The sequence below is a fragment of the Novosphingobium aquae genome, from assembly GCF_037572715.1.
GTDB classification, from domain to species: Bacteria; Pseudomonadota; Alphaproteobacteria; order Sphingomonadales; family Sphingomonadaceae; genus Novosphingobium; species Novosphingobium aquae.
Window position 1 is genome coordinate 670,381 of the sequence record NZ_JBBHJY010000001.1, and the last position, 24,141, is coordinate 694,521.

A 24,141-nucleotide genomic window follows, 5' to 3' on the forward strand; every position below is an offset into this window, starting at 1 on the left:
GCGCAATGACGATCCAGCTCTTCGCCTTTTATCTTTTCGCCATCCTGACCTGTGTGTCGGGCGCGGTGACGATTCTGGCGCGCAATCCCGTGCACTCGGTGCTCTGGCTGATCCTCGCCTTCTTCAACGCGGCGGCCCTGATGGTGCTCGTTGGCGCCGAATTCATAGCCATGCTCCTGGTGATCGTCTACGTCGGCGCGGTCGCAGTGCTGTTCCTGTTCGTGGTCATGATGCTTGACATCGACTTTGCCGAATTGCGCGCCGGTTTCATCAAGAACTTCCCGCTGGGTCTGGTGCTCGCGGTGATCCTCGTCGCTGAACTGGTGATCGGTGTGGGCGCCTATCGCATTGGCGGGCTGCAACTCGGCAAGCCATCGGGTGAGGGCGCGACGCCGCTCGGCGCCAGCAATACCGAGGCAATCGGGGCGCTGCTTTACAGCAAGTACCTGTTCCTGTTCGAAGCTGCCGGCATGATCCTGCTGGTCGCCATGGTCGGCGCGATCGTGCTGACTCACCGCAAGCGCACCGACGTGCGCGGGCAGAACATCTCGAAACAGGTTGCCCGCCGTCCGCAGGACGCGACGGTCAACGTGAAGCCCGAAGTGGGCGGGGGGGTCTCGCTGTGATCGGCATCGAACACTACGTCGCGGTAAGCGCGATTCTGTTCACGCTGGGCGTGCTGGGGATTTTCCTCAACCGCAAGAACGTGATCGTCATCCTGATGGCGATCGAGCTCATCCTGCTGGCGGTGAACCTCAACCTGGTCGCCTTCAGCAGTTTCCTCGGCGACCTTACGGGGCAGATCTTCGCGATGTTCGTGCTGACCGTGGCTGCCGGTGAAGCCGCCGTGGGCCTTGCGATCCTCGTGATCTACTTCCGCCGCCGCGGCACCATCGCCGTTGACGACGTCAACCGGATGAAGGGGTGATCCCGGTGAATTCGATCCTCGCAATCGTCTTCCTGCCCATGCTCGCCGCGATCGTGGCGGGGCTGGGCAACCGGATGCTCGGCAACACTGTCGCCAAGTCGATCACGACCGGCGCGCTGTTCATTTCGTGCGCGCTGTCTTGGCCGGTGTTCCTGTCTTTCGTCTCGGGCACGGCGCATGAAAGCGTCACGCCGGTGCTGCTGTGGATGCAGTCGGGCACGCTGACTGTCGACTGGGCACTGCGCGTTGATACGTTGACCGCAGTCATGCTGGTGGTGATCACCACGGTGTCGGCGCTCGTCCACCTCTATTCGTGGGGTTATATGGACGAGGACCCGGACCAGCCGCGGTTCTTTGCCTATCTCAGCCTATTCACCTTCGCCATGCTCATGCTGGTGACGGCCGACAACCTGGTCCAGATGTTCTTCGGCTGGGAAGGCGTGGGCCTCGCGTCCTACCTCCTGATCGGCTTCTGGTTCCGCAAGCCATCGGCCAGCGCCGCCGCGATCAAGGCCTTCGTGGTCAACCGCGTGGGCGACCTTGGCTTCATGCTCGGCATCTTCGGCACCTATCTGGTGTTTGGCACGGTCTCGATTCCCGAGATCCTCGAAGCCGCGCCGGTCATGGCCGGATCGACCATCGGCTTCCTCGGCAGCCGCTGGGACGTGATGACGATCCTTTGCATCCTGCTGTTCATCGGCGCGATGGGCAAGTCGGCTCAGCTGGGCCTGCACACCTGGCTGCCTGACGCGATGGAAGGCCCGACCCCGGTCTCCGCGCTGATCCACGCGGCGACCATGGTCACCGCCGGCGTCTTCATGGTCTGCCGCCTTTCGCCTATGTTCGCGACCAGCGAAACCGCCATGACCGTGGTGACCTATGTGGGCGCCGCAACCTGCTTCTTCGCCGCCACTATCGGCACTTGCCAGTGGGACATCAAGCGCGTCATCGCCTATTCGACGTGCTCGCAGCTCGGCTACATGTTCGTTGCCGCCGGCGTCGGCGCGCCGGGTGCGGCGATGTTCCACCTGTTCACCCACGCCTTCTTCAAGGCGCTGCTGTTCTTGGGCGCAGGCTCGGTGATCCATGCGATGCATCACGAACAGGACATGCGCTATTACGGCGGCCTGCGTAAGCAGATCCCGCTGACCTATTGGGCGATGATGGCGGGCACGCTGGCAATCACCGGCGTCGGTATTGTCGACGTGTTCGGTTTCGCCGGCTTCTATTCAAAGGATTCGATCCTCGAGGCGGCCTATGCCAGCGGCACGAGCGCCGGCATGTTCGGCTTCTGGGCCGGCATCACCGCCGCGCTGCTCACCAGCTTCTATTCGTGGCGCCTGATCTTCCTGACCTTCCACGGAAAGCCGCGCTGGGACCAGTCTGAGCATATCCAGCACGCGGTCCACGATGCGCACGGCCATGACGATCATGCCCACGCGCATGACGATCAGGGGCACCATGATGCGCACGCAGACGGCACGGCCGGCTATCACCCGCACGAAAGCCCGCTGCCGATGCTTGTACCGCTCGGCGTGCTGGCGCTTGGCGCGGTGTTTGCCGGCTTCGTCTTCCACCACTCGTTCATCAGCGAAGGTACCGGCCACTTCTGGCAGGGCGCCGTCGCCTTCACCGAGCACACCATCCACGCGATGCACGAAGTGCCGACCTGGGTGAAATGGGCGCCGTTCGCGGTGATGCTCACCGGCCTGCTGATCGCCTACAACAACTACCTGCGCAATCCGAAGGCACCGGCGGCATTCGTCGAGCAGTTCTCGGTCGTGCACAAGTTCGTGTTCAACAAGTGGTACTTCGACGAGCTGTACAATTTCTTGTTCGTCCGTCCCGCCTTCTGGCTGGGCAAGGTGTTCTGGAAGCAGGGCGATGTCGGCCTGATCGATCGCTTCGGCCCGAACGGCGCCGCATGGCTGGTCGCTCGCACCGCCGGCGTCGCGCAGAAGGTGCAGACCGGGTACCTCTACTCCTATGCGCTGATCATGCTGCTCGGCCTTGTCGCGGCAATCAGCTGGGTGATGGTGGGATAAGACGATGAACCAATTTCCCATCCTCTCGCTGATGCTGCTGGTGCCGCTTGCCGGTTCCGTTGCCTGCCTGTTCAGCGGCGCGAAGGCCGCGCGCCAGATTGCGCTGGCGACCACGCTGTTCAACCTTGCCCTCGGTGTCTGGCTTTGGAGCCAGTACCAGGTCGGCGGTGACCGCTGGCAGTTCCAGGAAAATGTCGCGCTGTTCGCTGGCTTCTCGTGGAAACTGGGCATCGATGGCATCGCGCTGCTGCTGATCGAGCTGTCGGTGTTCCTGATGCCAATCTGCGTGCTCGCCAGCCATTCGGTTGACAAGCGCGTCGGCGAATACATGGCCGCGTTCCTGCTGATGGAAACGCTGATGATCGGCGTGTTCGCGGCGCAGGACCTGTTCCTGTTCTACATCATGTTCGAAGCCGGCCTGATCCCGATGTACCTGATCATCGGCATCTGGGGCGGGGCGGACCGCATCTACGCCAGCTACAAGTTTTTCCTCTACACGCTGCTCGGATCGGTGCTGATGCTGATCGCGATGATGTGGATGGTGAACGAGGCGGGGACCACCGACATCCCGACGCTGATGGAATACAATTTCGCGCCCGAAGCCCAGACCTGGCTGTGGCTCGCCTTCTTCGCCAGCTTCGCGGTGAAGATGCCGATGTGGCCGGTCCACACCTGGCTGCCCGACGCGCACGTTCAGGCACCGACGGCAGGCTCGATCATTCTTGCCGGCGTCCTGCTGAAGATGGGCGGCTACGGTTTCATCCGCTTCTCGCTGCCGATGTTCCCCGAAGCGAGCGCCCAGTTCGCGCCGCTGATCTTCGGCCTGTCGATGGTCGCGGTGGTCGTCACTTCACTGATCGCGCTGGTCCAGAACGACATGAAGAAGCTGATCGCCTATTCATCGGTCGCCCACATGGGCATCGTCACCATCGGCCTGTTCGCGTTCAACCAGCAGGGGCTGGAAGGTGCGATGATCGTTATGCTCAGCCACGGTCTGGTTGCAGGTGCCTTGTTCCTTTGCGTCGGCATCATTTACGACCGGCTGCACACGCGCGAGATTGACCGTTACGGCGGCCTGTCGATCAACATGCCCAAGTATGCGCTGTTCTTCATGCTGTTCACGATGGCGGCGGTCGGCCTGCCTGGAACCGCCGGTTTCGTCGGCGAATTCCTCAGCCTTACCGGCATCTATCAGGTGTCGAGCTGGGTGGCCTTCGTCTGCGGCACCGGGATCATCCTCGGCGCAGCCTACATGCTCTACCTTTACCGCCGTGTGGCTTTTGGCGAACAGAAGAACGCCGATGCCGCCGCCATGCCCGATCTCGACAAGCGCGAGCTGGCCATGGTCGTCGCGCTGGCGCTGCCCGTCCTGTGGATGGGCGTTTACCCGGAAAGTTTCCTTGCACCGATGCGCAACGATATCGCCATGCTCGACGCCCGCGTAGCCCGTGCCAAGCCGCAAGGCGACGCTCAGCTCAAGGTGGGCGCGCCCGCGGCCAAGCCTGCTGCCGGTCACGGTGAGCACAAATCCGAAGCGCAGGCGCCTGAAGCGCATGGGGGAGCGCACTGATGGACTGGTCCCATTCGTTCCGCCTCGCGGCACCTGAAGAGCTGCTGACGATTGCATCGCTCGTCTTGCTGATCATGTCGGCGTGGATGCGCGGTAAAGGTGCCGCGCGGCTCGTCACTTGGCTCGCTGCTGGCGCGATTGCCGTAGCCGGCGGAATTTCCGCCATCGACCTCTGCGCCGGGGCCTCCGGACCGGGCACACTGGCCTTTTCCGGCCTCTTTGCCGCCAATGCGCTTGCGGCCTTCGCAAAGGTGCTGATCGCCTTTGCCGCCGTCGCCACGCTGCTGGTCGCACCGCAGTATTTCAGCCGCTACGCCGCTTACCGTGCGGAATATCCGGTGCTGGTCGTGCTCGCCGTGCTCGGCATGGGTCTGATGGTTTCGGCCACCAATTTCATGACGCTTTACATCGGTCTTGAACTCAACTCGCTCGCATCCTACGTGCTCGCTGCGTTTCTCAAGAACGATGACCGTTCGGCCGAAGCCGGCCTGAAATACTTCGTGCTCGGCTCGCTGGCGAGCGGCATGCTGCTGTTCGGCATCAGCCTGGTTTATGGCTTTACCGGCGCGATCGATTTCGTCGCTGTCGGGCAGGCGCTGACCGGCACGATGCCCACCGGCGCCGTGTTTGGCCTTGTCTTCGTTCTCGTCGGTCTTGCATTCAAGATCAGCGCGGCGCCGTTCCACATGTGGACCCCGGACGTTTACGAGGGCGCGCCGACACCCGTCACAGCTTTCTTCGCTTCGGCCCCCAAGGTCGCCGCCATGGTGCTGACGATGATCGTCGCGCTGCAGGCATTCGGCACCCAGATTGAGGCTTGGCGCCCGATCGTGATCTTTGCCGCGCTGACCTCGATCATCTGGGGCGCGGTTGGTGCTATCGGCCAGACGAGCATCAAGCGCCTGCTGGCCTATTCCTCGATCAACAACGTCGGCTTCATGCTGATCGGCCTTGCCGCCGGTACCGCGCAGGGCGCTTCGGCCATGCTGGTTTACCTCGCGATTTACGTGCCGATGACTGTGGGCGGTTTCATCACCGTGCTCATGCTCAAGGATGAGAAGGGCAACCCGGTTGATGATATCCGCGACATCGCCGGGCTTTCGCGCCACCGCAAGGTGCTCGCCGCCTGCCTGATGATGGTCATGTTCAGCCTTGCCGGCATCCCGCCGCTGTTCGGCTTCTGGGGCAAGTTCGTGGTCTTCCAGGCGGCGGTTCAGGCCGGGTTCTTCTCGCTCGCTGCCGTAGGTATCGCCGCCAGCGTGATCGGTGCCTTCTATTACATCAAGGTCGTCAAGATCATGTATTTTGACGAACCGGCGATGAAGGCCACCGGCAAGAGCGACTGGATCCACCAGGCAATTCTCGCGGTCTGTGCGCTGGCGATCTCGCCGCTGGGCTATCTGGCATCCAAGGCGCTGGCTGAATGGTCGGGCGCGGCGATAGCCTCGCTGCTGCCGATGGGCGTTTGATCGAGCGGATTTCCCTCGTCGGGTCGACCAATGCTGCGCTGATGGCGCGGCTCACCGCCTCGGAAAATATCGCTGAATGCGATTGGCTGGTCGCAGATCGTCAGTCGGAAGGGCGAGGGCGCCGCGGCCGTGAATGGTTTGATGGCATCGGCAACTTCATGGGATCGACCGTGGTTCACGCCCGGGAGGGTGATCCCCCACTGGCCAGCCTTGCGCTGGTCGCGGGACTGGCGGTCCACGATGTCGTCAGCGCGCTGGTTCCGCCGCCGCAGTTGGCGCTGCTCAAGTGGCCGAACGACATCCTTATTGGTACCGCGAAGCTTTCCGGTATCTTACTTGAGCGTAAGGGCGATGCCGTCGTGATCGGCATTGGCGTGAACCTCGCCTCGGCACCCGATTTTGCTGACCGCGCCACTATCGCGCTCACCGCATTCGGCCCCGCACCGGACCGCGATCATTTCGCCCAGCAACTTGCCTCGGCCTTCGCGCTCGATCTCGATCGCTGGCGGACCTATGGTCTGGCTCCGATCGTGCGCCGCTGGTGCGCGGCGGCACACCCGCTTGGAACGCGCCTTTGCGTCGGGGAGCTCGGTGATGCGCCGCTGGAAGGCACTTTTGCCGGAATGGACGAGGAAGGGGCCTTGATCCTTGCCCTGCCAGACGGCACGAAACGCACGATCCACGCCGGCGAAGTCCGCTTGGGCGCGGACGATTGAGGAACACCAGCCATGCTGCTCGCCATCGATGTCGGGAATACCAACGTCGTCTTCGCCGTGATCGACGATGACGGGCAGGGCGGAAATCGCATCAAAGCGCGCTGGCGGATCGCCACCGATCCGCGCCGCACGGGTGACGAATATGCCGTCTGGCTGATGCAGCTGCTGCAAATTCGCGGCATCGGGCGCGAGGCGATTGACCAGATCATCGTTTCGACCGTGGTGCCCCGCGCGCTCCACAATATCGAGGTGCTGGCCCGCCACTACTTTGACCTGGAGCCCATCATCGCCGGACAAGGAGCCGCCGCTTACGGCTTCGATATGGATGTCGACCAGCCCGGTTCGCTTGGCGCGGACCGGGCGGTCAATGCCGTCGCCGCCCATGCCAAGCACGCCGGCGACCTGATCCTCGTCGATTTTGGCACGGCGACGACCTTCGACGTGATTGACTTCAACGGCGCCTACAAGGGCGGCATCATCGCGCCGGGGATCAACCTGTCGCTCGACGCGCTGGTCGGCAACACGGCGCTGCTGCCGCGTATCGCCATCCGCGCGCCCGATAGCGACAGCGTGATCGGCACCAACACCGAAGACCAGATGCTGATCGGTGTGTTCTGGGGCTATGTCGCGATGATGGAAGGCCTGATCGCCCGGATGCGGGCAGAGATCGGCCGGCCGGCCAAGGTGGTCGCCACGGGCGGCCTCGCCGTGTTGTTTGACGAACATACCGACATCTTTGACGCGGTGGATCCGGATCTGATGCTGGAAGGGCTGGCTATCCTCGCACAGAGGGCTAAGGCCGCCTCGTGAAACCGCAAGATGAACTGATATTCTGCGCCCTTGGCGGCTCGGGCGAGATTGGCATGAACGTCAATCTCTACGGCTGCCGTGGCAAGTGGCTGATGGTCGACCTCGGCATGACATTCGGCGCGTCCGAATATCCCGGCACCGAACTGGTCTTTGCCGACCTCGAATTTATCGAGGACCGGCGCAAGGACCTGCTCGGCATCGTGCTGACCCATGCCCACGAAGACCACATCGGCGCGGTCCCCTATTTCGCGGAAGAGCTGGGCGTGCCGCTCTATGCCACGCCGTTCACCGCGCGGCTCGTCCACTCGAAGCTGGAAGAGGCCGGGCTGGTCGGCAAGGTCGAACTGCGCGTCATCGACCATTTCGACAGCTTCCAGATCGGCGATTTCAGCATCCGCTACGTGCCCCTGGCGCACTCGATTGCCGAGGGCAATGCGCTGGTCATCGAGACGCCGTTCGGCCGGATATTCCACACCGGCGATTGGAAGCTCGATGACGAGCCGCTGGTCGGCACGCCTGCCACCGAGGCCGAACTTCGCGCCATCGGTGATGAAGGCGTGCTGGCGATGGTCTGCGATTCGACCAACGTATTCAATCCCGAGGCGTCAGGCTCCGAGGGCGAAGTCCGGCGCGGGCTGCTTGAGGAAGTCGCGAAGCACAAGGGTCGGCGCGTGCTGGTCACGACCTTTGCCTCCAACGTAGCGCGCCTCCAGACGCTGGCTGAAGTCGCCGTGGCGTCGGGGCGTCAGCTCTGCGTGGCCGGGCGCTCGCTCGACCGGATTATCCAGGTCGCGCAGGCGAGTGGCTACCTCAAGGACCTGCCGGACATAATCGATCCGCAGTCGGCCATGCGCCTGCCGCGCGGCGAGGTCATGTTCCTTGCCACCGGCGGGCAGGGTGAAGCTCGCGCCGCGCTGGGCCGCATTTCCGAAGGCAACCACGACATTGCCCTTTCTGCGGGCGACGTCGTGCTGTTCTCCAGCCGTCAGATTCCGGGCAACGAGATTGCCATCGGCCGCATCCAGAACCGGCTGGCCGAGCAGGGCGTGTCCATCGTTACCGACCGCCAGTCCTATATCCACGTCTCCGGACACCCCGGCCGGCCCGAGCTGGAAGCACTCTACTCCTGGCTCCGTCCCGAAATCCTCGTGCCGGTCCACGGCGAGCTGCGCCACATGCTCGAACAGGCGAAGCTTGGCGCGAAGTGCGGCATTCCTTCGCAGGTGTTCCAGAAGAACGGTGATCTTGTCAGGCTAGCGCCCGGCAAGCCGGGCAAGTTCGGCGTCGTCCGTGCCGGGCGACTGATTCTCGATGGCGACATCATTACGCCGGCCGATGGTCCCGCGATGGTCATGCGCCGCCGGCTCGCGCACAATGGCGTGCTGATGGTCGTCGTCGGCCCCGGCAAGCGCGCGCAAGTTGCCGGTCTCGGTCTGCCGCTCGAGGAAGATTACGAGGATTTCCGGCACGAAGCCGAGCAGGACATCCTCACCGCGCTCGCCAAGCTCAAGGGCGCGAAAGCCCGCGACCGCGACGAAGTCACCGAAGCCGCGCGCCTCGCCGCGCGCCGCGCCGCCCAGCGCTGGAGCGGGAAGAAGCCGCAAGTGCAGGTCATGGTGGTCGAGGGATGAAGATCACCTCGATCCTGGCAATCTATTGCCTGTTCTGGGTGATGAGCGCTTTCGTGGTCCTGCCGTTCGGCGTCCGGACTCACGCGGATGAGGGCTCGCAGCCGGAAGTGGGCCACGCGCATTCCGCGCCGGTCAATTTCTCGCCAAGGCGGATTGCGAAGCGGGCAACCATTTTGTCGCTCATCCTCTTCGCCCTGTTCTACCTCAATTATACGTTTGGCTGGGTCACGGTTGACGATCTGGACATTGTCCAGCGCTTCCGGCCCCCACCTCGCTAAACGACCGCCTCGCTGATCCGCGGCGCGCGGATCAGTCGCGCAGGCGCTCGATCGCCTGAGCCAGCGCCACGTAAAGCTTGCCCATATCCGAAGACAGCAGCGTCACGCTGAGCGCATGGCCGTCGCGCGTGGCGAGCAGCTGGCGCAGCATCGCCTCGAAGTCATGGATATAGCGCGAGACGTGTTCGCGGAACTCGTCATCATTGCGATAGATCTGCGCCACTGAACGCGCCTCGGCGGTATCGAGCAGGCGCACGGCGCGGCGGGTGAACACGCCGCGATCGCCGCGCAGGTAGCTGGCCCAGGCAACGTCAGTGACTTCGCTCGACATGGCCTTGGCAATGTCGATGGCGTTCGAATTGAGGCTCTCGGTGATCAGGGCAACGCGGCGCGCGAAGTCGTTGTCGACTTGCTCCTCGGCGCGTTCGCGGGCCTGCGCCACGCGGCGTTCGAGGTTTTCGGCCAGTTCGCTGATCCGGGCGAGCTGGTCGCGCAAGCGGCGGGCCGATTCCTGGCTTGCGTCGGAAGCGCGGGCGGCTGCGGTATCAAGTTCGCCGATGGCTTCCGCCATGCGGCGTTGCAAGGCTTCGTCAAAGGCGCGGGTGCCCTCGCTCGCCAGACGGTCTGCCATTGTGCTGATCGAGCGCTTGCCCGCTTCCTCCAGGGCGGCTGCGGCGTCGCGGGTCGCTTCGCCCAGTTTGGCCAGAGCGCCGGCCATTTCATCGCGGCTTAAGGTGGCAAGACGGGTGCTGTCGGCATCAAGTGCCTCGACCGCGCCGCGCAACTGGACAAGCGCCGCTGCGTGACTGGCGGCGCTGGCCTCCAGCCCATCGTGCAGCGTGCCGATTTCGCCAAGCGACTGGCCGATGGCCGTGCGGGTATCGGCAACCTGCGCCGACATGTCCTCGGCGCGGCCGGCAGCGCGCGAAATGCTCTCTTCCAGTTCGTGGATGCGCGTTTCGATCTCCGAAAGGCGCTGCGCCCCGCTGGCGATGGCCGTGGGCAGATCCTCGCTGGTCTGCTTGTTGCTGGCCTGAAGCAATTCCAGCAGGCGAACGCTGTCATCAGTCAACCGGGCGACCGATCCGCCCATCGCCGACATTGCCTGTTCGCTGTTGGCAAGGTGACCGCTCAGGACCTGAACCTGCGCCGCAAGGTTCGCTTCGCTCTCACCGGCGCGGGCCGCGAGGGCGTCGATTCGGTTACCGGCGTCCGTGAGGTCTCCGGAGATTTTCTGGGCGAGGGCAGCCATTTCCTTGCTGCGCTGCTGCTGGGCTGACAGGCGCTCGGCCAGCAGGCCGTCCATTTCGGCAATCTGTTCGCGCAAGGCGGCAATGGCCGCGCTTTCGCGTTCGGCGGCTTCTTCGGCGCGTTTCTGGCTTTCCTCGTCGAACAGGCGATTGCGCTCGGCGATGCGCGTGTCGAGTTCGAGCGCTTCTTCGGAGAGTGCGGCAATGCGTTCGCGCGAGGCCTGCAAGGCGCGCTGGTCAAGCGCGTCGAGCCGTTCGAGGGTTTCGCGGACCGAAGCTTCCAGCCGCTCGCGCGAAGCGGAGACTGACTGCATGGCCGTGGCTTCGCTGTCACGCATCGATTTAGCGAGCTGCCCGGCCTCGTCACGCAGGGCGCCCAATCGCGCGCGAAGGGAGGCCAGGCTTTGCGTTTCCTGCCCTTCCAGTGCGGAGCGCAGGCTTTCAAGTTCTTCCATCAATGCCCCGGAACGGCTGCGAATGGCCGCCAGCGCATCAACTTCATGCAGATCAAGCGCATCGCGAAGTTCGCGGCCCTTGTCCTCGATCGCAGCAAAGCGGACCTGCGTTGCCTCCTGCAACGATTCAATCCTGGCTTCGGCTTGTTCCAGCGTCGAATCGACCTTGGTCTTCATCCATTCGACATGGCGCTCGCCGGCCTGTCCGAACTCGTTGAGTCGCTCGAAAGCCGTAATCATTTCGCCAAGCTGCCCTTGCGCGGTGCGGCCCGCGTTGGCGATATTATTGGCTGTGTCCTTCGCCGAACTGGCGATAACCGGCAATTGCCCGCGCAGCTTCTCCATATTGTCGAGCGCATTGCTGCTGACCGAGGCAATGGTATCGATCCGTTCGCCGTTTCCGATGATCAGCGCCTCAAGCCGCTCGGCGTGAATGGACAGCTTTTCGGTGGCAACCCGGCCCAGCGAATCAAGATCGCGCGACTGCGAGGCGAGGAATTCGCGCGCGAGGCTGAGTTCGCGGTTGATCACGGTCAGCCGCGCTTCCAGCACGGCGGATTCGTCCGACAGCAGACGCGCCGTCTGGCCAAACCGCAGGGCTTCCTCGCGGCTGTTGCGCGTCGCCAGAATCCACAGGGCGATCACTAGCAGGACCGGGACGGCCCACGATGTCAGCAGCGAAATGGCCTGCTGTGCCGTCGTTCCGGCGAGAGCCCACTGATTGGCCCAGCCGAAAAACGCCGTCCAGCCGACTGCAGCAACGCCGGCCAGCGCCGGCACCTGCCAGCGGCGTGCCGGAAGCGGGGCGGGCTCATCTTCCCAGTCGGCATATCCGGGGTTTTCAGCAGGATAATCAGCTGCCGTATCGAGCAGAAGCTCGTCTGGTTGCTCGGCAGGTGCGGAGGCCTGTTCGGCCCCGGACCCGATGGCGACAATGCGTGATCCCCCGGTCATGGGTCGAAGGTATCACGGTTTCCGCCTGTGGATAAACCCCAGTTTAACCACAAGGCCGTTATAGCGCACGGCATGGCTTATGAAGCAGGTGAACTCGACGCCACATTGGCAGCTGCGGCAGGCGACGACGCGGGGCTCTTTGCAGAGCTCAAGACGGCGTTTACCGACAGCGTCCTGCGGCAAATCGACCTCATGCGCCGGTCGCGCTGCGACGGGAACTGGCAGGTAGCGGCCTTGCGGCTGAAGGGCGTCGCGGCAAGCTTCCACGCCTCGCCGCTGTGCGATCTGGCCGAAGAGGCCATAGAAGGCGCCCCCGGCGATCCCAGCGTGCTGCGCCGCATGCAGCATTTCATCGACGAATTCGCCTCCGCCTGATCGGCTTGGCAGCGGTTAGACAAGCTGTCCCTTGGCAGGGGCGGGCCGAGCGACTATTCACCGGAGCTGCCTGCGAGGAGAAGACAGCTGCGGGTCGCATTGCTCACGATGATGGAACCGGCCAGCGCCGGGTTTGACGTGCCGCGCGCCTATCTGCGTCTTGGCGGGGCGACTCTTGCCCATCATCAGCTGGCCCTCGCGCTGGCCGCCGGATGCGAACGTATTGCCTGCCTGGCCAAGGCCTTCGATCCCGAACTCGCCGCCTTGCAGCGCGAGGCCGAACGGGCCGGGGCGCGGTTTCACATGATTTCAGGCGGCCGTGCCCTGTCGGGGCTGGTGACCGCCAGTGACGAATTGCTGGTGCTGGGCGAGGGGGTCATCGTCTCTCCGGTCGATGCGCTGGAATTGATCGCGCAGGCTCCGGCCGTGCTCGTTTTGCCGGCGGAAGCGGCGGTTCCGCAAGGGTTTGAACGGATCGACATCAACCATGCCGGGGCGGGGCTGATGCTGCTGCCGGGGCGTCTGGTGGAGCGTCTGAACGATTTGCCGCCCGACGCTGATCCGGCCTCGGCCCTCCTGCGCATCGCGCTTCAGGCGGGAATCAGCCAGCGGATGGTGCCGCAATCGGTAAGCAATGACGGGCGCTGGCTCCTCGTTCAGGATGAGGCTCAGGCCCAGGCCGCTGAAGACCGGTGGATGGACCGACAGACCTCCGGGCTGGGGCATAGCCTGGGAATGGGGCTGGCCGCCTGGCTCTCGCGGCGGTTTGGCGCGGCGATGCTCCATGCCGGCAGCGGCGGCAGCGCGACCGGTATTGCGGGGTTGACCTTGCTGGCCATGGCGGCGGGCTCGGCCTGGCTGGAAGTTCCGACGCTCGGGCTGGCGCTGCTGGGCGCTGCCTGGCTGGTGCAACGGGTCGGCACGATCATCACCGGGGCGCAGGCCGATTCGCTCGGGCTGGGTCGCGGCATGCTATCACGCCCCGAGCCGTTCGGTGCCTTGCTGGATATTGTGTTGGTAGGCGTTCTGATTGCCGTCCCGTCGCTGGTGCCCGGCGAACCGACATGGCTGCGCGCCTTTGCGCCGCTTGTGCTGATCGGTCTGCTGCGACTGCTGTCGCAGGTTCTGGCAGAGCGGTTTTCCGCCTGGTTCGAGGACCGGCTGCTGTTGGCCCTCGCCCTTGCGGCTTTGGGCTTGGCGGGGCTGCTGCCCTACGCCGTCCCGGGCCTGTCTATCGTGCTGATCGTGGCCGGAATCATCCTTTCACGGCGGCGCGGTGAGCTAACGTCAGTTTAACCATGGGGCGCTATTGCCTTTGTCATGACTGACGCGTCCTTCCATTCCGCTTCCGGCGAGCCGATCGAATCCGTGCTGCGCGAGGAGCTCAATCATGGCGATGCCATGATCGGCACGATCATTCCGATCATGCGCCACTTGCTGGCCAGCGATGACCATTCGGTGTTCTCCGAAGAGATCGTCGCACGCACGCGGGCCATGCTTGAGGACATTTCCTCGCAGTTGCTGATTGCGCGCGGCGAGGCCTTGCAGGTGCAGGATGCTCGCAACCTTGATGCAGCCGAAGTACAGGCCATGGTCATTGCGCTGTGCGGCGATGCCGCGCTGCTCGCGCACCTTCACGGGCTCGCCGTCGAATGGCAACTGACCGAGCGGCTCCACGCCCGCCTTGGCCTTGATCCGGTACTGTCGCCGTTGCTGCAGGCACTGATCGCTTCATCCGAGCCAGCCGTTGCCGCCGCCGGCATGAGCCTGCTGGCATCGCAGACCCGCTTTACGCAGGCCCAGCGCCGCATGAAGCTGGCGCTGACTGAACTGCCGGCGGAGATCCTCCACGCGGCGATCATCGCGCTGGGCGAGCACGCCGGTCCGGGCGACGAAGGCGCGCTTCTGGCGGAAAAGGCCCTTTGCGACAGCTATGACGAAGGCCGCAGCCGGCTCGGGCTGATGGCGCGGCTGATCATGGGCATGGGCGGCAATGCCCAGTCGGCCTTGTCGATCGAACACGCCGGCGTCGGCATGTTCATTACCGCGCTGTCGATTGCGACCGGGCAGGACCGCACGCTGGCCACGCTCACGACCAACGAAGGTCAGGTCGCCCGACTGGCGCTGGCGCTGTCGTCCGCAGGCATGAAGCCGGCGAGCGTCGAGCAGCAATTCGTTGCCATCCATCCCGAAATTTCGCTTCCCGAAGGCTTCGAAGGACTGGGCGCAGACCGCGCCGCCGCGATCCTGTCGGTCGGAACGGGCTACCCGCGTTAAGCCATGGCGGACAGCGCACCCGGAGTGACGACAGCGCGCACCGACGCGGAAGACCGGCTGGTCTCCGCCGACGAGCTGCTGCATTCGCTGCAATTGCGCTGCGGCGGCGACGTGCCGGGCGTGGTGGCGATTCCGGCGCTGCTCGACCTTGTCCGCAAGTGCCGCCGCTTTTCGATGAAACTGGTGCGGCCGATCATGGCCAACGATGGCGCCCATGCAATCTCGGCGCTTGCTGAAGTCGAGCCAGCGCCGGACGGCGGCTGTGCGATCCGTGTCCGCCACTGGCAATCGCGCGCCTTGCCGCCCGAAGATCAGGTGTCGCTGGGCAGCCGGGTCGCCAAGATCGAGCGGCAAAGCGCCGAGTTCCACGCCGTTCTCGATGCCGACCAGCGCGTTCTGACTGCCGAAGCCGCCAATGACGAATTGAAGCCGCTGGCCGGCGCGATGGTCGCGATGCCGGGGAAGACATGGACCGGCTATGTCGAGGTTGAAGGCGGGGTTTCGAGCAAGGACATGCACTGGCGCCTGCTTGACGGAGTGAACGTCAAGGTCGCCGGGTCGCGCCGGCCGTGGCGCGCGCTGATTTCGCCACAGGGTGGCACGCTTGGCAAGCCTGCGGGCTTCACCCTGTCGCTGACCTCGGATGTTGCCCCCCCTGTACAGGCACCGACGCTTTCGCCGGAGATGCGCACGTCGGAGACCCGGCTGATTGGCCGCGATGTGGCTCCGGTGTTGCGCCAGCCGATTTCGCGGATCATCGCCAATGCCGAAACGATCCGGACGCGCCTTTCAGGGCCGCTGGCCGAGGAATATTCGAACTATGCCGCCGATATTGCCGCCGCCGGCCAGCACCTGCTGGCGCTGATTGACGACCTGACCGACCTCGAAGTGGTCGAATCGGAAGAGTTCGCCACCGCGCCCGATCATGTTGACCTGGCTGACATTGCTCGCCGGGCTGCCGGAATTCTTGGCGTACGCGCGCGCGAACAGGGTGTGATCGTCGATGCCCCGCGGGCCGGTGAAAGCCTGCCCGCCGTGGCGGAGTTCCGCCGGGTCCTGCAGGTCCTGCTCAACCTGCTGGGCAATGCGATCCGCTATTCGCCGCCCAATTCGCAGGTGTGGATCCGGCTTGAGCAGGAGGGCGGCGCGGCCAAGGTGATCGTCGCCGATCAGGGCCCGGGGCTCGGGCTCGACGAACAAGTCAAGGTCTTCGAGAAGTTCGAACGTCTGGGGCGCAGTGGTGATGGCGGCTCGGGGCTTGGACTTTATATTTCGCGCAAGCTGGCCCGCGCCATGGGCGGCGACCTTCGGGTGGAAAGCGCACCGGGACACGGTGCGCGCTTCATCCTGTCAGTCCCCGCCGATAACGCTGCCTGATCAGGCGTTCTTTCCGGCGCGCCGGCCAATCAGAATGACTGCTGCGCCAGCCAGCGCGATCATCAGACCTTTGGTGACCCAGCCGCGATCGGCGAGCATGAAGCTGTCTGCAGGCCACATGATGACGCCTGCACCTTGCAGCGTAAAGAACATGCCCATGATCATGAGCACGGCGCCGACAAGCATGAGAGCTGTACGAAGCATTGGTGATTTCCCCCTGTGTTTCGGAACCGACCCGGCTCCGAAACACATGTAACGGGAAAAATCAGCCTTTGTCGACGATTACGTGAAATTACGTAACCAGACGCGCTTAACGCTTGTCGATGCCGACATGATCACGCGCCGCCAGGCCGGGGTAGAGCTGGCGCGGCCAACCGGTTTCTCTTGAGAAACCGGCGTCCAGCACTCGGCCGCGCCTTCGCTCTCTTAGCGCTTGTCGATACCGACGTAGTCACGCGCCGCCGGGCCGGTGTAGAGCTGGCGCGGACGCCCGATCTTCTGGCCGGGATCGCTGATCATTTCGTTCCACTGCGCGACCCAGCCGACGGTGCGGGCAAGGGCGAAGAGAACGGTGAACATCGTCGTCGGGAAACCGATCGCGTTGAGGATGATGCCCGAATAGAAGTCGACGTTGGGGAACAGCTTCTTTTCAACGAAGTAGGGATCGTTGAGGGCGATTTCCTCAAGCCGCAGCGCGGTTTCGAACAGCGGATCGTTGACTTTCAGCGCGTCGAACACTTCGCGCACGGTCGACTGCATGACAGTCGCCCGCGGGTCGTAGTTCTTGTAGACGCGGTGGCCGAAGCCCATCAGGCGGAACGGATCGTTCTTATCCTTTGCACGCTCGATGTAGTGCGGGATCTTGTCGGGCGTGCCGATTTCCTTGAGCATGTTGAGCGCAGCTTCGTTCGCGCCGCCATGTGCCGGGCCCCACAGGCAGGCGATGCCCGCCGCGATGCAGGCAAACGGGTTCGCGCCCGACGAACCGGCGAGGCGCACGGTCGAGGTCGAGGCGTTCTGTTCGTGGTCGGCGTGGAGGATAAAGATGCGGTCCATCGCCTTTTCGACCGCGGGAATCACTTCGTACTCTTCCGCCGGCACGCCAAAGGTCATGCGCAGGAAGTTGCCCGTGTAGCTCAGCTTGTTGTCCGGGTAGAGGAACGGCTGGCCGACCGAATACTTGTAGGCCATCGCCGCAATCGTCGGCATCTTGGCGATCAGGCGGTGGCTGGCGATCTTGCGCTGCACCGGATCGGCGATGTCGGTGCTGTCGTGATAGAACGCCGAAAGCGCGCCAACGACACCGCACATGATCGCCATCGGGTGTGCATCACGGCGGAAACCGCGATAGAAGGTCGAAAGCTGTTCGTGCACCATCGTGTGGCGGCTGATCGTGTACGTGAAGTTCTCCAGCTCGGCCGCGCTCGGCAGTTCGCCGTTGAGCAGCAGGTAGCTGACTTCCATGAAGTTGGAATTCTCGGCCAGTTGGCCGATCGGATAGCCGCGGTGCAGCAGCACGCCTTCCTCGCCATCGATATAGGTCAGCCCGCTCTCGCAGGACGCCGTCGAGGTAAAGCCGGGGTCATAGGTAAACATTCCCGTCTGGCCGTAGAGCTTGCGAATATCGACCACGTCCGGACCAATCGATCCGCTCAGCACAGGGAATTCGACTTCCTGACCGCCTGCAATCAGCTTTGCGTTGCCCACCATCTATCTCCTCAGATCATGCCGGTTCGGCCGGAATCACCTGCGCGTCGATACGCGCCAGGCTTTCCCCCCGCCCCAGAAGTACCAAAACGTCAAAAATTCCCGGGGATGTCGTCTGCCCGGTCAAGGCGGCGCGCAACGGCTGCGCCAGCTTGCCCAGACCCAGTCCCCATTCCTCGGCCAAGGCCTTGACCCTTACTTCGAGAGCCTCGGTTGTCCAGTCCGTTGCATCGCGCAGCGCTTCGGCGATACCTGCCAGCAGCCCGCGCGCATCGTCAGTGAGCAGCGCGGCGGCCTTCTCCTCGATCGTCAGCGGGCGCTGCGCAAACAGGAAGGCGGCTCCGGAAGCGAGTTCATTGAGATTCTTGGCGCGAACCTTCAGCACAGGCATGGCCCTGGCCAGCAGCGCTTCGTCAACCGCGCCGGTCATGCGCGGCGCGACCAGCGAGGCGAGCCGCGCATCGTCGGCCTCGCGCAAATAGTGTCCGTTGAGGTTGAGCAGCTTGGCCAGATCGAACCGCGACGGGCTCTTGCCGACATGGGCAATGTCGAACCATTCGATCGCCTGTTCGCGGTTGATGAATTCGTCGTCGCCGTGGCCCCAACCGAGCCGCAGGAGGTAATTGAACAGCGCCTCGGGCAGCACGCCCATCTCGTCTCGATAGGCATCGACGCCCAGCGCGCCGTGGCGCTTGGACAGCTTTGCTCCGTCAGACCCGTGGATCAGCGGGACATGGGCATAGACCGGCTCAGGCCAGGCCATGCCGCGAATGATGCAGAGCTGGCGGAAAGCGTTGTTGAGGTGATCATCGCCGCGGATAACGTGAGTCACGCCCATGTCGTGATCGTCGACAACCACGGCCAGCATGTAAGTCGGCGTGCCGTCGCTGCGCAGGATAACGAAATCGTCGATCTCGGCATTGGCGACGCGGACGGTGCCTTGCACTTGGTCCTCGATCACCGTCTCACCCTCACGCGGGGCTTTCATGCGCACTACGTAAGGCGTTTCGGCGGGCCAGGTGCCCGGATCGGCATCGCGCCATTCGCTCTCGATGCGGAAAGGGCGGCGTTCGGCCTGGGCGGCTTCGCGCCGTCCCGCGAGTTCTTCGGACGACAGGTAGCAGCGATAGGCGTGGCCGCCTTCCAGCAGCGCGGCGGCCACTTCGGCATGGCGCGGGCTGCGGGCGAACTGGAATACCGGCTCGGCATCACCCAGCAGATCGAGCCAGCCGAGCCCGTCGAAGATCGCTTCGATTGCAGGCTCGGTCGAGCGGGCGCGGTCGGTGTCTTCGATGCGGACGAGGTACTTGCCGCCGTGGTGACGGGCAAACAGCCAGTTGAACAGTGCCGTGCGGGCGCCGCCGATGTGCAGGTAACCAGTGGGTGACGGCGCGAAACGCGTGACGACAGGCGTGCGACCCTCAGTCGCTGCTGTGTCGTTACCGCTCCCGCTTGCCATTACCCTCGCCTTCCTGTCCTATAAGTCCATGATGCAGAACGCCGAAATCCCGGCAATTGCCAGCGATTCCCTGCCGGATTTGGCGGGGCGCGCTGCACTGCAACATCGCCTTTGCCGCGTAGCAGGGCGCTTGTCCAGCGGGCTTGATGCACTTGAGCACTTTCTGTGCCGCGCCGGGTTTGACCGGGCGCCCTGGCTCGCTGTTGCCTTTGCCGCCGGAATTGGCGCGTGGTTCGTCTTTTTGCAGCTTTGGCAATGGGTTGCATTCATAGCCCTGCTGTCGATCGCCGCGACCTGTGCGCTGCTGTTCATGCGCGAGGATGGCCGCTTTCCCTATCTCAGACAGGCATTTGCCTCGCTGTTTTTGGTGGCTGCAGCAGGGTGCGCGCTGGTCTGGACGAAATCCGAACTGGTCGGCGCCCCGCCAATTGCGCGGGCGATTGTTGCCGAACTTGACGGGACCGTCATCCAGCGAACCGAGCAGCCGGCGCAGGAGCGGGTCCGGCTGGTGATTGCGGATTGGGACAGTGTCTCTGGCAGGCCGGTGCGGGTGCGGGTCAACGTGCCGATTGACCATGATCAGGAGGCGGCGGGGGAGGGCGCCAAGGTCCGGCTGCGTGCCAGACTAGTTCCGCCGGCCCCGCCAATGCTTCCCGGCGGCTATGATTTTGCCCGCACCGCGTGGTTTCAGGGGCTTTCGGCGACGGGTTCGGCGCTCGGTCCGATCGAGGTGACGGCACCGGCGCAGGGTGCAGGCTCGTCGGTGGCGAAGCTGCAGTGGCAGATTTCGGACCATGAACGCACGTCGCTTCCCGGATCGGCAGGGGGCATTGCCGGAGCCTTTGCCAGCGGTGATCGCGGCGGCATCTATATCGCCGACGAAGAGGCGATGCGCGATTCGGGGCTGACGCACTTGCTGTCGATCAGCGGGCTTCATGTCAGCGCGGTCATCGCCGCGACGTGGTTTCTGGCGATGCGGCTGTTCGGGCTATGGCCTTGGCTGGTCCTGCGGTTCCGCTTGCCTTTGCTCGCCGCTGCGACGTCTGCGCTGACGGGCATCGGTTATACGGTGCTGACCGGCGCCGAAGTACCGACGGTGCGTTCGTGCCTTGGCGCCTTGCTCGTGCTCGCGGCACTGGCTCTGGGGCGTGAGCCACTGAGCTTGCGGATGGTTGCGGTGGCGGCCTTCATCGTCATGGTGTTCTGGCCCGAGGCGGTTGTCGGCCCAAGCTTCCAGATGAGCTTCGCCGTGGTGATCGCCATCGTCGTGCTGCACGACTGCACCGGTCCGCGCCTTTCTGGCACCCCGTGAAGAGCCTTGGTGGCAAGGCTTCCTGCGCCAGCTGGCGATGCTGGTCCTCACTGGCGTGGTGATCGAGCTGGCGCTGATGCCGATCGGTCTGTTCCACTTTCACCGCGCCGGGGTCTATGGAGCGCTGGCCAACGTGATCGCGATCCCGCTGACGACTTTCGCCTCGATGCCGCTGATCGCACTGGCCCTGCTGTTCGATACGGTGGGAGCGGGCGCGCCATTCTGGTGGCTCGCCGGGCTGTCGCTGGACCTTCTGCTCTGGCTTGCCCGTTGGGTGGCCGGGCAACCCGGATCGGTGACTTATCTGCCCGCCATGACGCAGGGCTGCTTCGCGCTCTTCGTTGTTGGCGGGATGTGGCTGGCGCTTTGGCGCGGGCGGCAGCGCCTGCTGGGGCTCGTGCCGGTCATGATCGGCTATGGTGTGGTTGCCATGACTTCTCCGCCGGACCTGCTGGTATCGGGTGACGGCCGCCATGTCGGCATTTCCGGACTGGCGGAGAGTGAACTGGTGGTGCTGCGCGAATCGAAGAGCGATTATATCCGCCAGAACCTCACCGAACTCGCGGGAATGAACGGCGAGGTTCGCAGCGTCGAGAGCCTGCCGCAGGCCCGTTGTACGCCGGAATTCTGTGCGCTGGACATCGAGCGTGGCGGGAGGGCCTGGCACTTGCTGATGGGCCGCGGGACCGACTGGGCGCCCAAGGATGAGCTGGCCGCAGCCTGCGCGGCAAGCGACATCGTCGTCGCCGACCGCTGGTTACCGCGCTCTTGCCGCCCGCGTTTTCTGAAGGCCGATAAGTCGCTGCTCTACCGCACGGGCGGACTGGTGATTGATCTGGAAAGCAAGGCAGTCACCACCGTCGCCTCTGGGCAGGGGGCACATGGCTGGTGGCAGGAACCGGCTGCGGCGAGACCTCGAAAAGTCTCGCCGCGCGGTTCGAACAGCAGCAGTCCGCTGCCTCAGTGATAGCGACGGAGCAGGCCGGCGAGCTTGCCCTGAACCTCAACCTCACCCGGGCCGAAGTGCTGCGGATCGTAGGCCGCATTGGCCGGATCCAGCCGCACACCGCCCTGTTCGCGGTGCAGGTACTTGAGCGTTGCTTCCTCGCCGTGGACGAGCGCAACGACGATTTCCCCGTCGCGCGCGGTGTTCGTCTTGCGGATGAGCGCAAAGTCGCCGTCGAGAATGCCGGCTTCGATCATCGAATCGCCCGATACCTCAAGCGCGAAGTGTTCGCCGGGGCCGAGCAGCGCCGCCGGAACCGGCAGACTCGACTGGCCTTCCAGCGCCTCGATCGGCATGCCGGCGGCAATCTTGCCGTGGAGCGGGATTTCGATGACGTCGTTGGCCGGACGCGGAGTAGCAGCCGGAGCACGGAGCGGCGGAGCCACCGTGTTGGTATTCGCCGGCTTGGGCGCGGTCTGGCCGATGTTGTCCGGCTGGCGCAGCACTTCCAATGCGCGGGCGCGGTTGGGCAGGCGGCGGATGAAGCCGCGTTCCTCAAGCGCCGAGATCAGGCGGTGCACGCCCGACTTCGATTTCAGGTCGAGCGCTTCCTTCATTTCCTCAAAGCTCGGGGAAATGCCGGTCTCTTCCAGTTTGACCTGGATGAAGCGGATCAATTCGTGCTGCTTGCGGGTCAGCATCTTGCGTCACTCCTCAACCGGAACGCGCCTGGGGTATTCCTGCGCCGTTCAGTGAACGAATGCGGAACAATTAAGCAACGATTCGGACCAAGTCAAGAACATGGTCACGCAATGCCGCCATTTCCGAGCAAAATCACCGATACCGTTTCGCCAGCTTCTTGCCGGGGTGCCTGAACGGGGTGATCGATCAGCACTTGCGCGGCGGCCATCGCTGCCAGCGCGCCGCTGTCCTGCTGAGTGAGAACCTCGACACCGCCGGCCACCAGCCTTCCGCGCAGGAACTCCCGCCGGTCGCCGCCAGCGCGTAGCGGCGCGGCCAGCGGAAGGTCGATGGTCCGGGGCAGGGGATCGGCGGCGCCCAGCGCGGCGCGCAGCAGGGGCAGCAGGAACAGCAGCGCAGTGACTTGGCTCGACACCGGATTGCCTGGCAGCCCGACGACGACCTGCGACCCGCGCGTGGCGACGAGCAGGGGCTTGCCCGGCTTGATCGCCACTTTCCAGAAATCGATTGTGCCGCCCCATGCTTCGATGGCGGGGCGGATCAGGTCATGATCGCCCACCGATGCGCCGCCGGTGGTGACGATAATGTCGGCATCACGGGCCAGATGGAACGCGTCGGTCAGCAGGACGAGGTCGTCGCGCACCGGGCCGATCCGGTCGACCTCGCAAGGCAGCGAGGCGAGCAGCGCGGCCAGCATCGCGCCATTGCTGGCGGGCACCTGATGCGCGGCGCAGTCCTCGGGATCGCTCGCCAGTTCGTCGCCGCTGTCGATGATCGCCACACGGGGGACGCGCCGCACGGCGAGGTGCTTGTGCCCGGCGGCGATGGCGAGTGCCAGTTGCGCCGGACCGATGCGCGTGCCGGCGGAGAGCAGCTCGGTATCGATGCCGAAATCTGATCCGCAAAGCCGGATATGCTTGCCCGGCGGCGATGGCGGGGTGCCGGTGAGCGACAAATGGTCGCCATTGCGGACAAGGTCTTCCTGAACGATCACGGCATCCGCGCCTGCAGGTAGCAGCGCCCCGGTGGAAATGCGCACGGCTTGGCCGCCAGCGACCGTGCCGGAAAAGGGATGTCCGGCGGCACTTTCGCCGATGATGGTCCACGGCCCGCCAAGGTCCGGGCCCTTCACGGCATAACCATCCATTGCCGAAACATGCGCGGCAGGCTGGGTACGGCGCGCTTTTAGTGGCTCGGCAAGGTAGCGGCCGAGTGTTCCCGGCACGTCGACGTTCTGGATCGGTAGAACAGGTGCCAGCGCGAGCAGGCGCGCCTGTGCATCTTCCAGCGTCAGCATCGCGCTCATTCCGGAGCGGTCCAGTCGCCCGATTTGCCACCGCTTTTGGAGAGCAGGCGGACTTCGCCGATGACCATTGCCTTGTCGATCGCCTTGGCCATGTCGTAAATTGTCAGCAAGGCAATCGAGCATGCGGTCATCGCTTCCATTTCCACGCCGGTACGCCCGCTGAGCGAGGCACTGGCGGTGACCCGCACGCCGCCATCCTCAAGCGCGAAATCGACCGTCACGGAATCGAGTGCCAGCGGGTGGCACAGCGGGATCAGTTCGGCGCATTTCTTCGCCGCCATGATCCCGGCAATGCGCGCGGTGGCGAGGACATCGCCCTTGGGCACGTCGCCATCGCGGATCGCGGCGAGCGCGGGGGCGGACATGGCGATGAAGCCGCTGGCGACGGCCACCCGGCGCGTCTCGGCCTTGCCGCCGATATCGACCATGCGCGCCTTGCCCGATTCGTCGAGGTGAGTGAGCTGGTTCATGTTCAAGCCTTAGCCGATGAATGGACTGGACACACTGCACACAGTCCATGGGAGAAAGCACGCGCCGCGCATTGGGCGGCAGAGGGCGGCATTCCGGGGCGAGT

The 24,141-nt window shown here is 64.4% G+C and carries 22 protein-coding genes; 15 read left to right on the forward strand and 7 right to left on the reverse strand.

The window, feature by feature from the left end:
- Nucleotides 1-5 precede the first annotated feature (5 nt).
- From WG900_RS03370 to WG900_RS03410, 9 genes are read left to right on the forward strand one after another with little or no spacing between them, the layout of a single operon-like run.
- The gene (locus WG900_RS03370; protein ID WP_339964645.1) at nucleotides 6-626 is read left to right on the forward strand and encodes an NADH-quinone oxidoreductase subunit J; all 621 of its coding nucleotides are present in this window, start codon (nucleotides 6-8) and stop codon (nucleotides 624-626) included.
- Complete coding sequence (gene nuoK / locus WG900_RS03375) at nucleotides 623-928, forward strand: NADH-quinone oxidoreductase subunit NuoK (RefSeq protein WP_101796208.1); 306 nt, start codon at nucleotides 623-625, stop codon at nucleotides 926-928. Before WG900_RS03370 ends, nuoK begins: the two co-directional genes overlap by 4 nt.
- Before the next feature lie 5 nt (nucleotides 929-933).
- Nucleotides 934-2,973, forward strand: a complete 2,040-nt coding sequence (gene nuoL, locus WG900_RS03380) for an NADH-quinone oxidoreductase subunit L (RefSeq protein WP_339964647.1) — start codon at nucleotides 934-936, stop codon at nucleotides 2,971-2,973.
- A 4-nt stretch (nucleotides 2,974-2,977) separates the two neighbouring features.
- Nucleotides 2,978-4,543, forward strand: a complete 1,566-nt coding sequence (locus tag WG900_RS03385) for an NADH-quinone oxidoreductase subunit M (RefSeq protein ID WP_339964648.1) — start codon at nucleotides 2,978-2,980, stop codon at nucleotides 4,541-4,543.
- Entirely contained in the window at nucleotides 4,543-6,012 is a 1,470-nt protein-coding gene (nuoN, locus tag WG900_RS03390) for an NADH-quinone oxidoreductase subunit NuoN (RefSeq protein WP_339964649.1), read from the forward strand. The genes WG900_RS03385 and nuoN overlap by 1 nt, the downstream gene beginning before the upstream one ends.
- Nucleotides 5,967-6,728: a biotin--[acetyl-CoA-carboxylase] ligase gene (locus WG900_RS03395; protein WP_339964650.1), complete on the forward strand. Its 762-nt coding sequence runs from the start codon at nucleotides 5,967-5,969 to the stop codon at nucleotides 6,726-6,728. The genes nuoN and WG900_RS03395 overlap by 46 nt, the downstream gene beginning before the upstream one ends.
- A 12-nt stretch (nucleotides 6,729-6,740) precedes the next feature.
- Nucleotides 6,741-7,538, forward strand: coding sequence for a type III pantothenate kinase (locus WG900_RS03400; RefSeq protein ID WP_339964651.1), 798 nt, complete (start codon nucleotides 6,741-6,743; stop codon nucleotides 7,536-7,538).
- Nucleotides 7,535-9,169, forward strand: a complete 1,635-nt coding sequence (locus WG900_RS03405) for a ribonuclease J (RefSeq protein WP_339964652.1) — start codon at nucleotides 7,535-7,537, stop codon at nucleotides 9,167-9,169. Before WG900_RS03400 ends, WG900_RS03405 begins: the two co-directional genes overlap by 4 nt.
- Nucleotides 9,166-9,447 carry a DUF1467 family protein gene (locus tag WG900_RS03410; RefSeq protein WP_339964653.1) on the forward strand — a complete coding sequence of 94 codons (282 nt, stop codon included), beginning with the start codon at nucleotides 9,166-9,168 and terminating at the stop codon, nucleotides 9,445-9,447. Before WG900_RS03405 ends, WG900_RS03410 begins: the two co-directional genes overlap by 4 nt.
- Nucleotides 9,448-9,478: 31 nt before the next feature.
- Here WG900_RS03410 and WG900_RS03415 read toward each other — a convergent pair whose 3' ends face one another.
- Nucleotides 9,479-12,106, reverse strand: coding sequence for a coiled-coil domain-containing protein (locus WG900_RS03415; protein WP_339964654.1), 2,628 nt, complete (start codon nucleotides 12,104-12,106; stop codon nucleotides 9,479-9,481).
- 72 nt (nucleotides 12,107-12,178) lie between these two features.
- Between WG900_RS03415 and WG900_RS03420 the strand changes: the two genes are divergently transcribed.
- The 4 genes from WG900_RS03420 to WG900_RS03435 all read left to right on the forward strand — a co-directional run bounded on the left by WG900_RS03420 (nucleotide 12,179) and on the right by WG900_RS03435 (nucleotide 16,135).
- A complete protein-coding gene (locus WG900_RS03420) occupies nucleotides 12,179-12,481 on the forward strand; it encodes an Hpt domain-containing protein (RefSeq protein WP_310530599.1) in 303 nt (100 codons plus the stop codon).
- Nucleotides 12,482-12,589: 108 nt separating this feature from the next.
- Nucleotides 12,590-13,777, forward strand: a complete 1,188-nt coding sequence (locus tag WG900_RS03425) for a hypothetical protein (protein ID WP_339964656.1) — start codon at nucleotides 12,590-12,592, stop codon at nucleotides 13,775-13,777.
- Between the two features lie 24 nt (nucleotides 13,778-13,801).
- On the forward strand, nucleotides 13,802-14,758 hold the full coding sequence (locus WG900_RS03430) for a hypothetical protein (protein ID WP_339964658.1): 957 nt from the start codon (nucleotides 13,802-13,804) through the stop codon (nucleotides 14,756-14,758).
- A 3-nt stretch (nucleotides 14,759-14,761) separates the two neighbouring features.
- A complete protein-coding gene (locus tag WG900_RS03435; RefSeq protein ID WP_339964659.1) occupies nucleotides 14,762-16,135 on the forward strand; it encodes a sensor histidine kinase in 1,374 nt (457 codons plus the stop codon).
- On the opposite strand, the gene WG900_RS03440 is transcribed toward WG900_RS03435, so the two are convergent.
- The 3 genes from WG900_RS03440 to gltX form a co-directional block, all read right to left on the reverse strand.
- A complete protein-coding gene (locus WG900_RS03440; protein WP_339964661.1) occupies nucleotides 16,136-16,339 on the reverse strand; it encodes a hypothetical protein in 204 nt (67 codons plus the stop codon).
- A 222-nt stretch (nucleotides 16,340-16,561) separates the two neighbouring features.
- Complete coding sequence (locus tag WG900_RS03445) at nucleotides 16,562-17,845, reverse strand: citrate synthase (protein WP_339964663.1); 1,284 nt, start codon at nucleotides 17,843-17,845, stop codon at nucleotides 16,562-16,564.
- A 13-nt stretch (nucleotides 17,846-17,858) separates the two neighbouring features.
- On the reverse strand, nucleotides 17,859-19,301 hold the full coding sequence (gltX, locus tag WG900_RS03450; protein ID WP_339964665.1) for a glutamate--tRNA ligase: 1,443 nt from the start codon (nucleotides 19,299-19,301) through the stop codon (nucleotides 17,859-17,861).
- Between the two features lie 28 nt (nucleotides 19,302-19,329).
- Between gltX and WG900_RS03455 the strand changes: the two genes are divergently transcribed.
- Nucleotides 19,330-20,613, forward strand: a complete 1,284-nt coding sequence (locus tag WG900_RS03455; RefSeq protein WP_339964666.1) for a ComEC/Rec2 family competence protein — start codon at nucleotides 19,330-19,332, stop codon at nucleotides 20,611-20,613.
- 37 nt (nucleotides 20,614-20,650) lie between these two features.
- Entirely contained in the window at nucleotides 20,651-21,580 is a 930-nt protein-coding gene (locus WG900_RS03460) for a ComEC/Rec2 family competence protein (protein ID WP_339964667.1), read from the forward strand.
- Here WG900_RS03460 and lexA read toward each other — a convergent pair.
- From lexA to moaC, 3 genes are all read right to left on the reverse strand, one after another.
- Nucleotides 21,574-22,260 (reverse strand): transcriptional repressor LexA, encoded by a 687-nt coding sequence (gene lexA, locus WG900_RS03465; RefSeq protein ID WP_339964669.1) that lies wholly within the window; start codon nucleotides 22,258-22,260, stop codon nucleotides 21,574-21,576. The genes WG900_RS03460 and lexA overlap by 7 nt on opposite strands.
- Nucleotides 22,261-22,364: 104 nt before the next feature.
- Nucleotides 22,365-23,567 (reverse strand): molybdopterin molybdotransferase MoeA, encoded by a 1,203-nt coding sequence (locus WG900_RS03470; protein ID WP_339964670.1) that lies wholly within the window; start codon nucleotides 23,565-23,567, stop codon nucleotides 22,365-22,367.
- Nucleotides 23,564-24,037, reverse strand: a complete 474-nt coding sequence (moaC, locus tag WG900_RS03475) for a cyclic pyranopterin monophosphate synthase MoaC (RefSeq protein WP_339964672.1) — start codon at nucleotides 24,035-24,037, stop codon at nucleotides 23,564-23,566. Before moaC ends, WG900_RS03470 begins: the two co-directional genes overlap by 4 nt.
- Nucleotides 24,038-24,141 lie beyond the last annotated feature (104 nt).

What these genes read in the sequence shown, in the direction of transcription:
- WG900_RS03370 (WP_339964645.1), top strand. Translation starts at nt 6, where the DNA reads ATGACGATCCAGCTCTTCGCCTTTTATCTTTTCGCCATCCTGACCTGT.
- WG900_RS03385 (WP_339964648.1), top strand. Translation starts at nt 2,978, where the DNA reads ATGAACCAATTTCCCATCCTCTCGCTGATGCTGCTGGTGCCGCTTGCC.
- nuoN (WP_339964649.1), top strand. Translation starts at nt 4,543, where the DNA reads ATGGACTGGTCCCATTCGTTCCGCCTCGCGGCACCTGAAGAGCTGCTG.
- WG900_RS03395 (WP_339964650.1), top strand. Translation starts at nt 5,967, where the DNA reads ATGGTCGGGCGCGGCGATAGCCTCGCTGCTGCCGATGGGCGTTTGATC.
- WG900_RS03400 (WP_339964651.1), top strand. Translation starts at nt 6,741, where the DNA reads ATGCTGCTCGCCATCGATGTCGGGAATACCAACGTCGTCTTCGCCGTG.
- WG900_RS03410 (WP_339964653.1), top strand. Translation starts at nt 9,166, where the DNA reads ATGAAGATCACCTCGATCCTGGCAATCTATTGCCTGTTCTGGGTGATG.
- WG900_RS03415 (WP_339964654.1), bottom strand. Translation starts at nt 12,106, where the DNA reads ATGACCGGGGGATCACGCATTGTCGCCATCGGGTCCGGGGCCGAACAG.
- WG900_RS03420 (WP_310530599.1), top strand. Translation starts at nt 12,179, where the DNA reads ATGGCTTATGAAGCAGGTGAACTCGACGCCACATTGGCAGCTGCGGCA.
- WG900_RS03425 (WP_339964656.1), top strand. Translation starts at nt 12,590, where the DNA reads ATGATGGAACCGGCCAGCGCCGGGTTTGACGTGCCGCGCGCCTATCTG.
- WG900_RS03430 (WP_339964658.1), top strand. Translation starts at nt 13,802, where the DNA reads ATGACTGACGCGTCCTTCCATTCCGCTTCCGGCGAGCCGATCGAATCC.
- WG900_RS03435 (WP_339964659.1), top strand. Translation starts at nt 14,762, where the DNA reads ATGGCGGACAGCGCACCCGGAGTGACGACAGCGCGCACCGACGCGGAA.
- WG900_RS03440 (WP_339964661.1), bottom strand. Translation starts at nt 16,339, where the DNA reads ATGCTTCGTACAGCTCTCATGCTTGTCGGCGCCGTGCTCATGATCATG.
- WG900_RS03445 (WP_339964663.1), bottom strand. Translation starts at nt 17,845, where the DNA reads ATGGTGGGCAACGCAAAGCTGATTGCAGGCGGTCAGGAAGTCGAATTC.
- gltX (WP_339964665.1), bottom strand. Translation starts at nt 19,301, where the DNA reads ATGGCAAGCGGGAGCGGTAACGACACAGCAGCGACTGAGGGTCGCACG.
- WG900_RS03455 (WP_339964666.1), top strand. Translation starts at nt 19,330, where the DNA reads ATGATGCAGAACGCCGAAATCCCGGCAATTGCCAGCGATTCCCTGCCG.
- WG900_RS03460 (WP_339964667.1), top strand. Translation starts at nt 20,651, where the DNA reads ATGCTGGTCCTCACTGGCGTGGTGATCGAGCTGGCGCTGATGCCGATC.
- lexA (WP_339964669.1), bottom strand. Translation starts at nt 22,260, where the DNA reads ATGCTGACCCGCAAGCAGCACGAATTGATCCGCTTCATCCAGGTCAAA.
- WG900_RS03470 (WP_339964670.1), bottom strand. Translation starts at nt 23,567, where the DNA reads ATGAGCGCGATGCTGACGCTGGAAGATGCACAGGCGCGCCTGCTCGCG.
- moaC (WP_339964672.1), bottom strand. Translation starts at nt 24,037, where the DNA reads ATGAACCAGCTCACTCACCTCGACGAATCGGGCAAGGCGCGCATGGTC.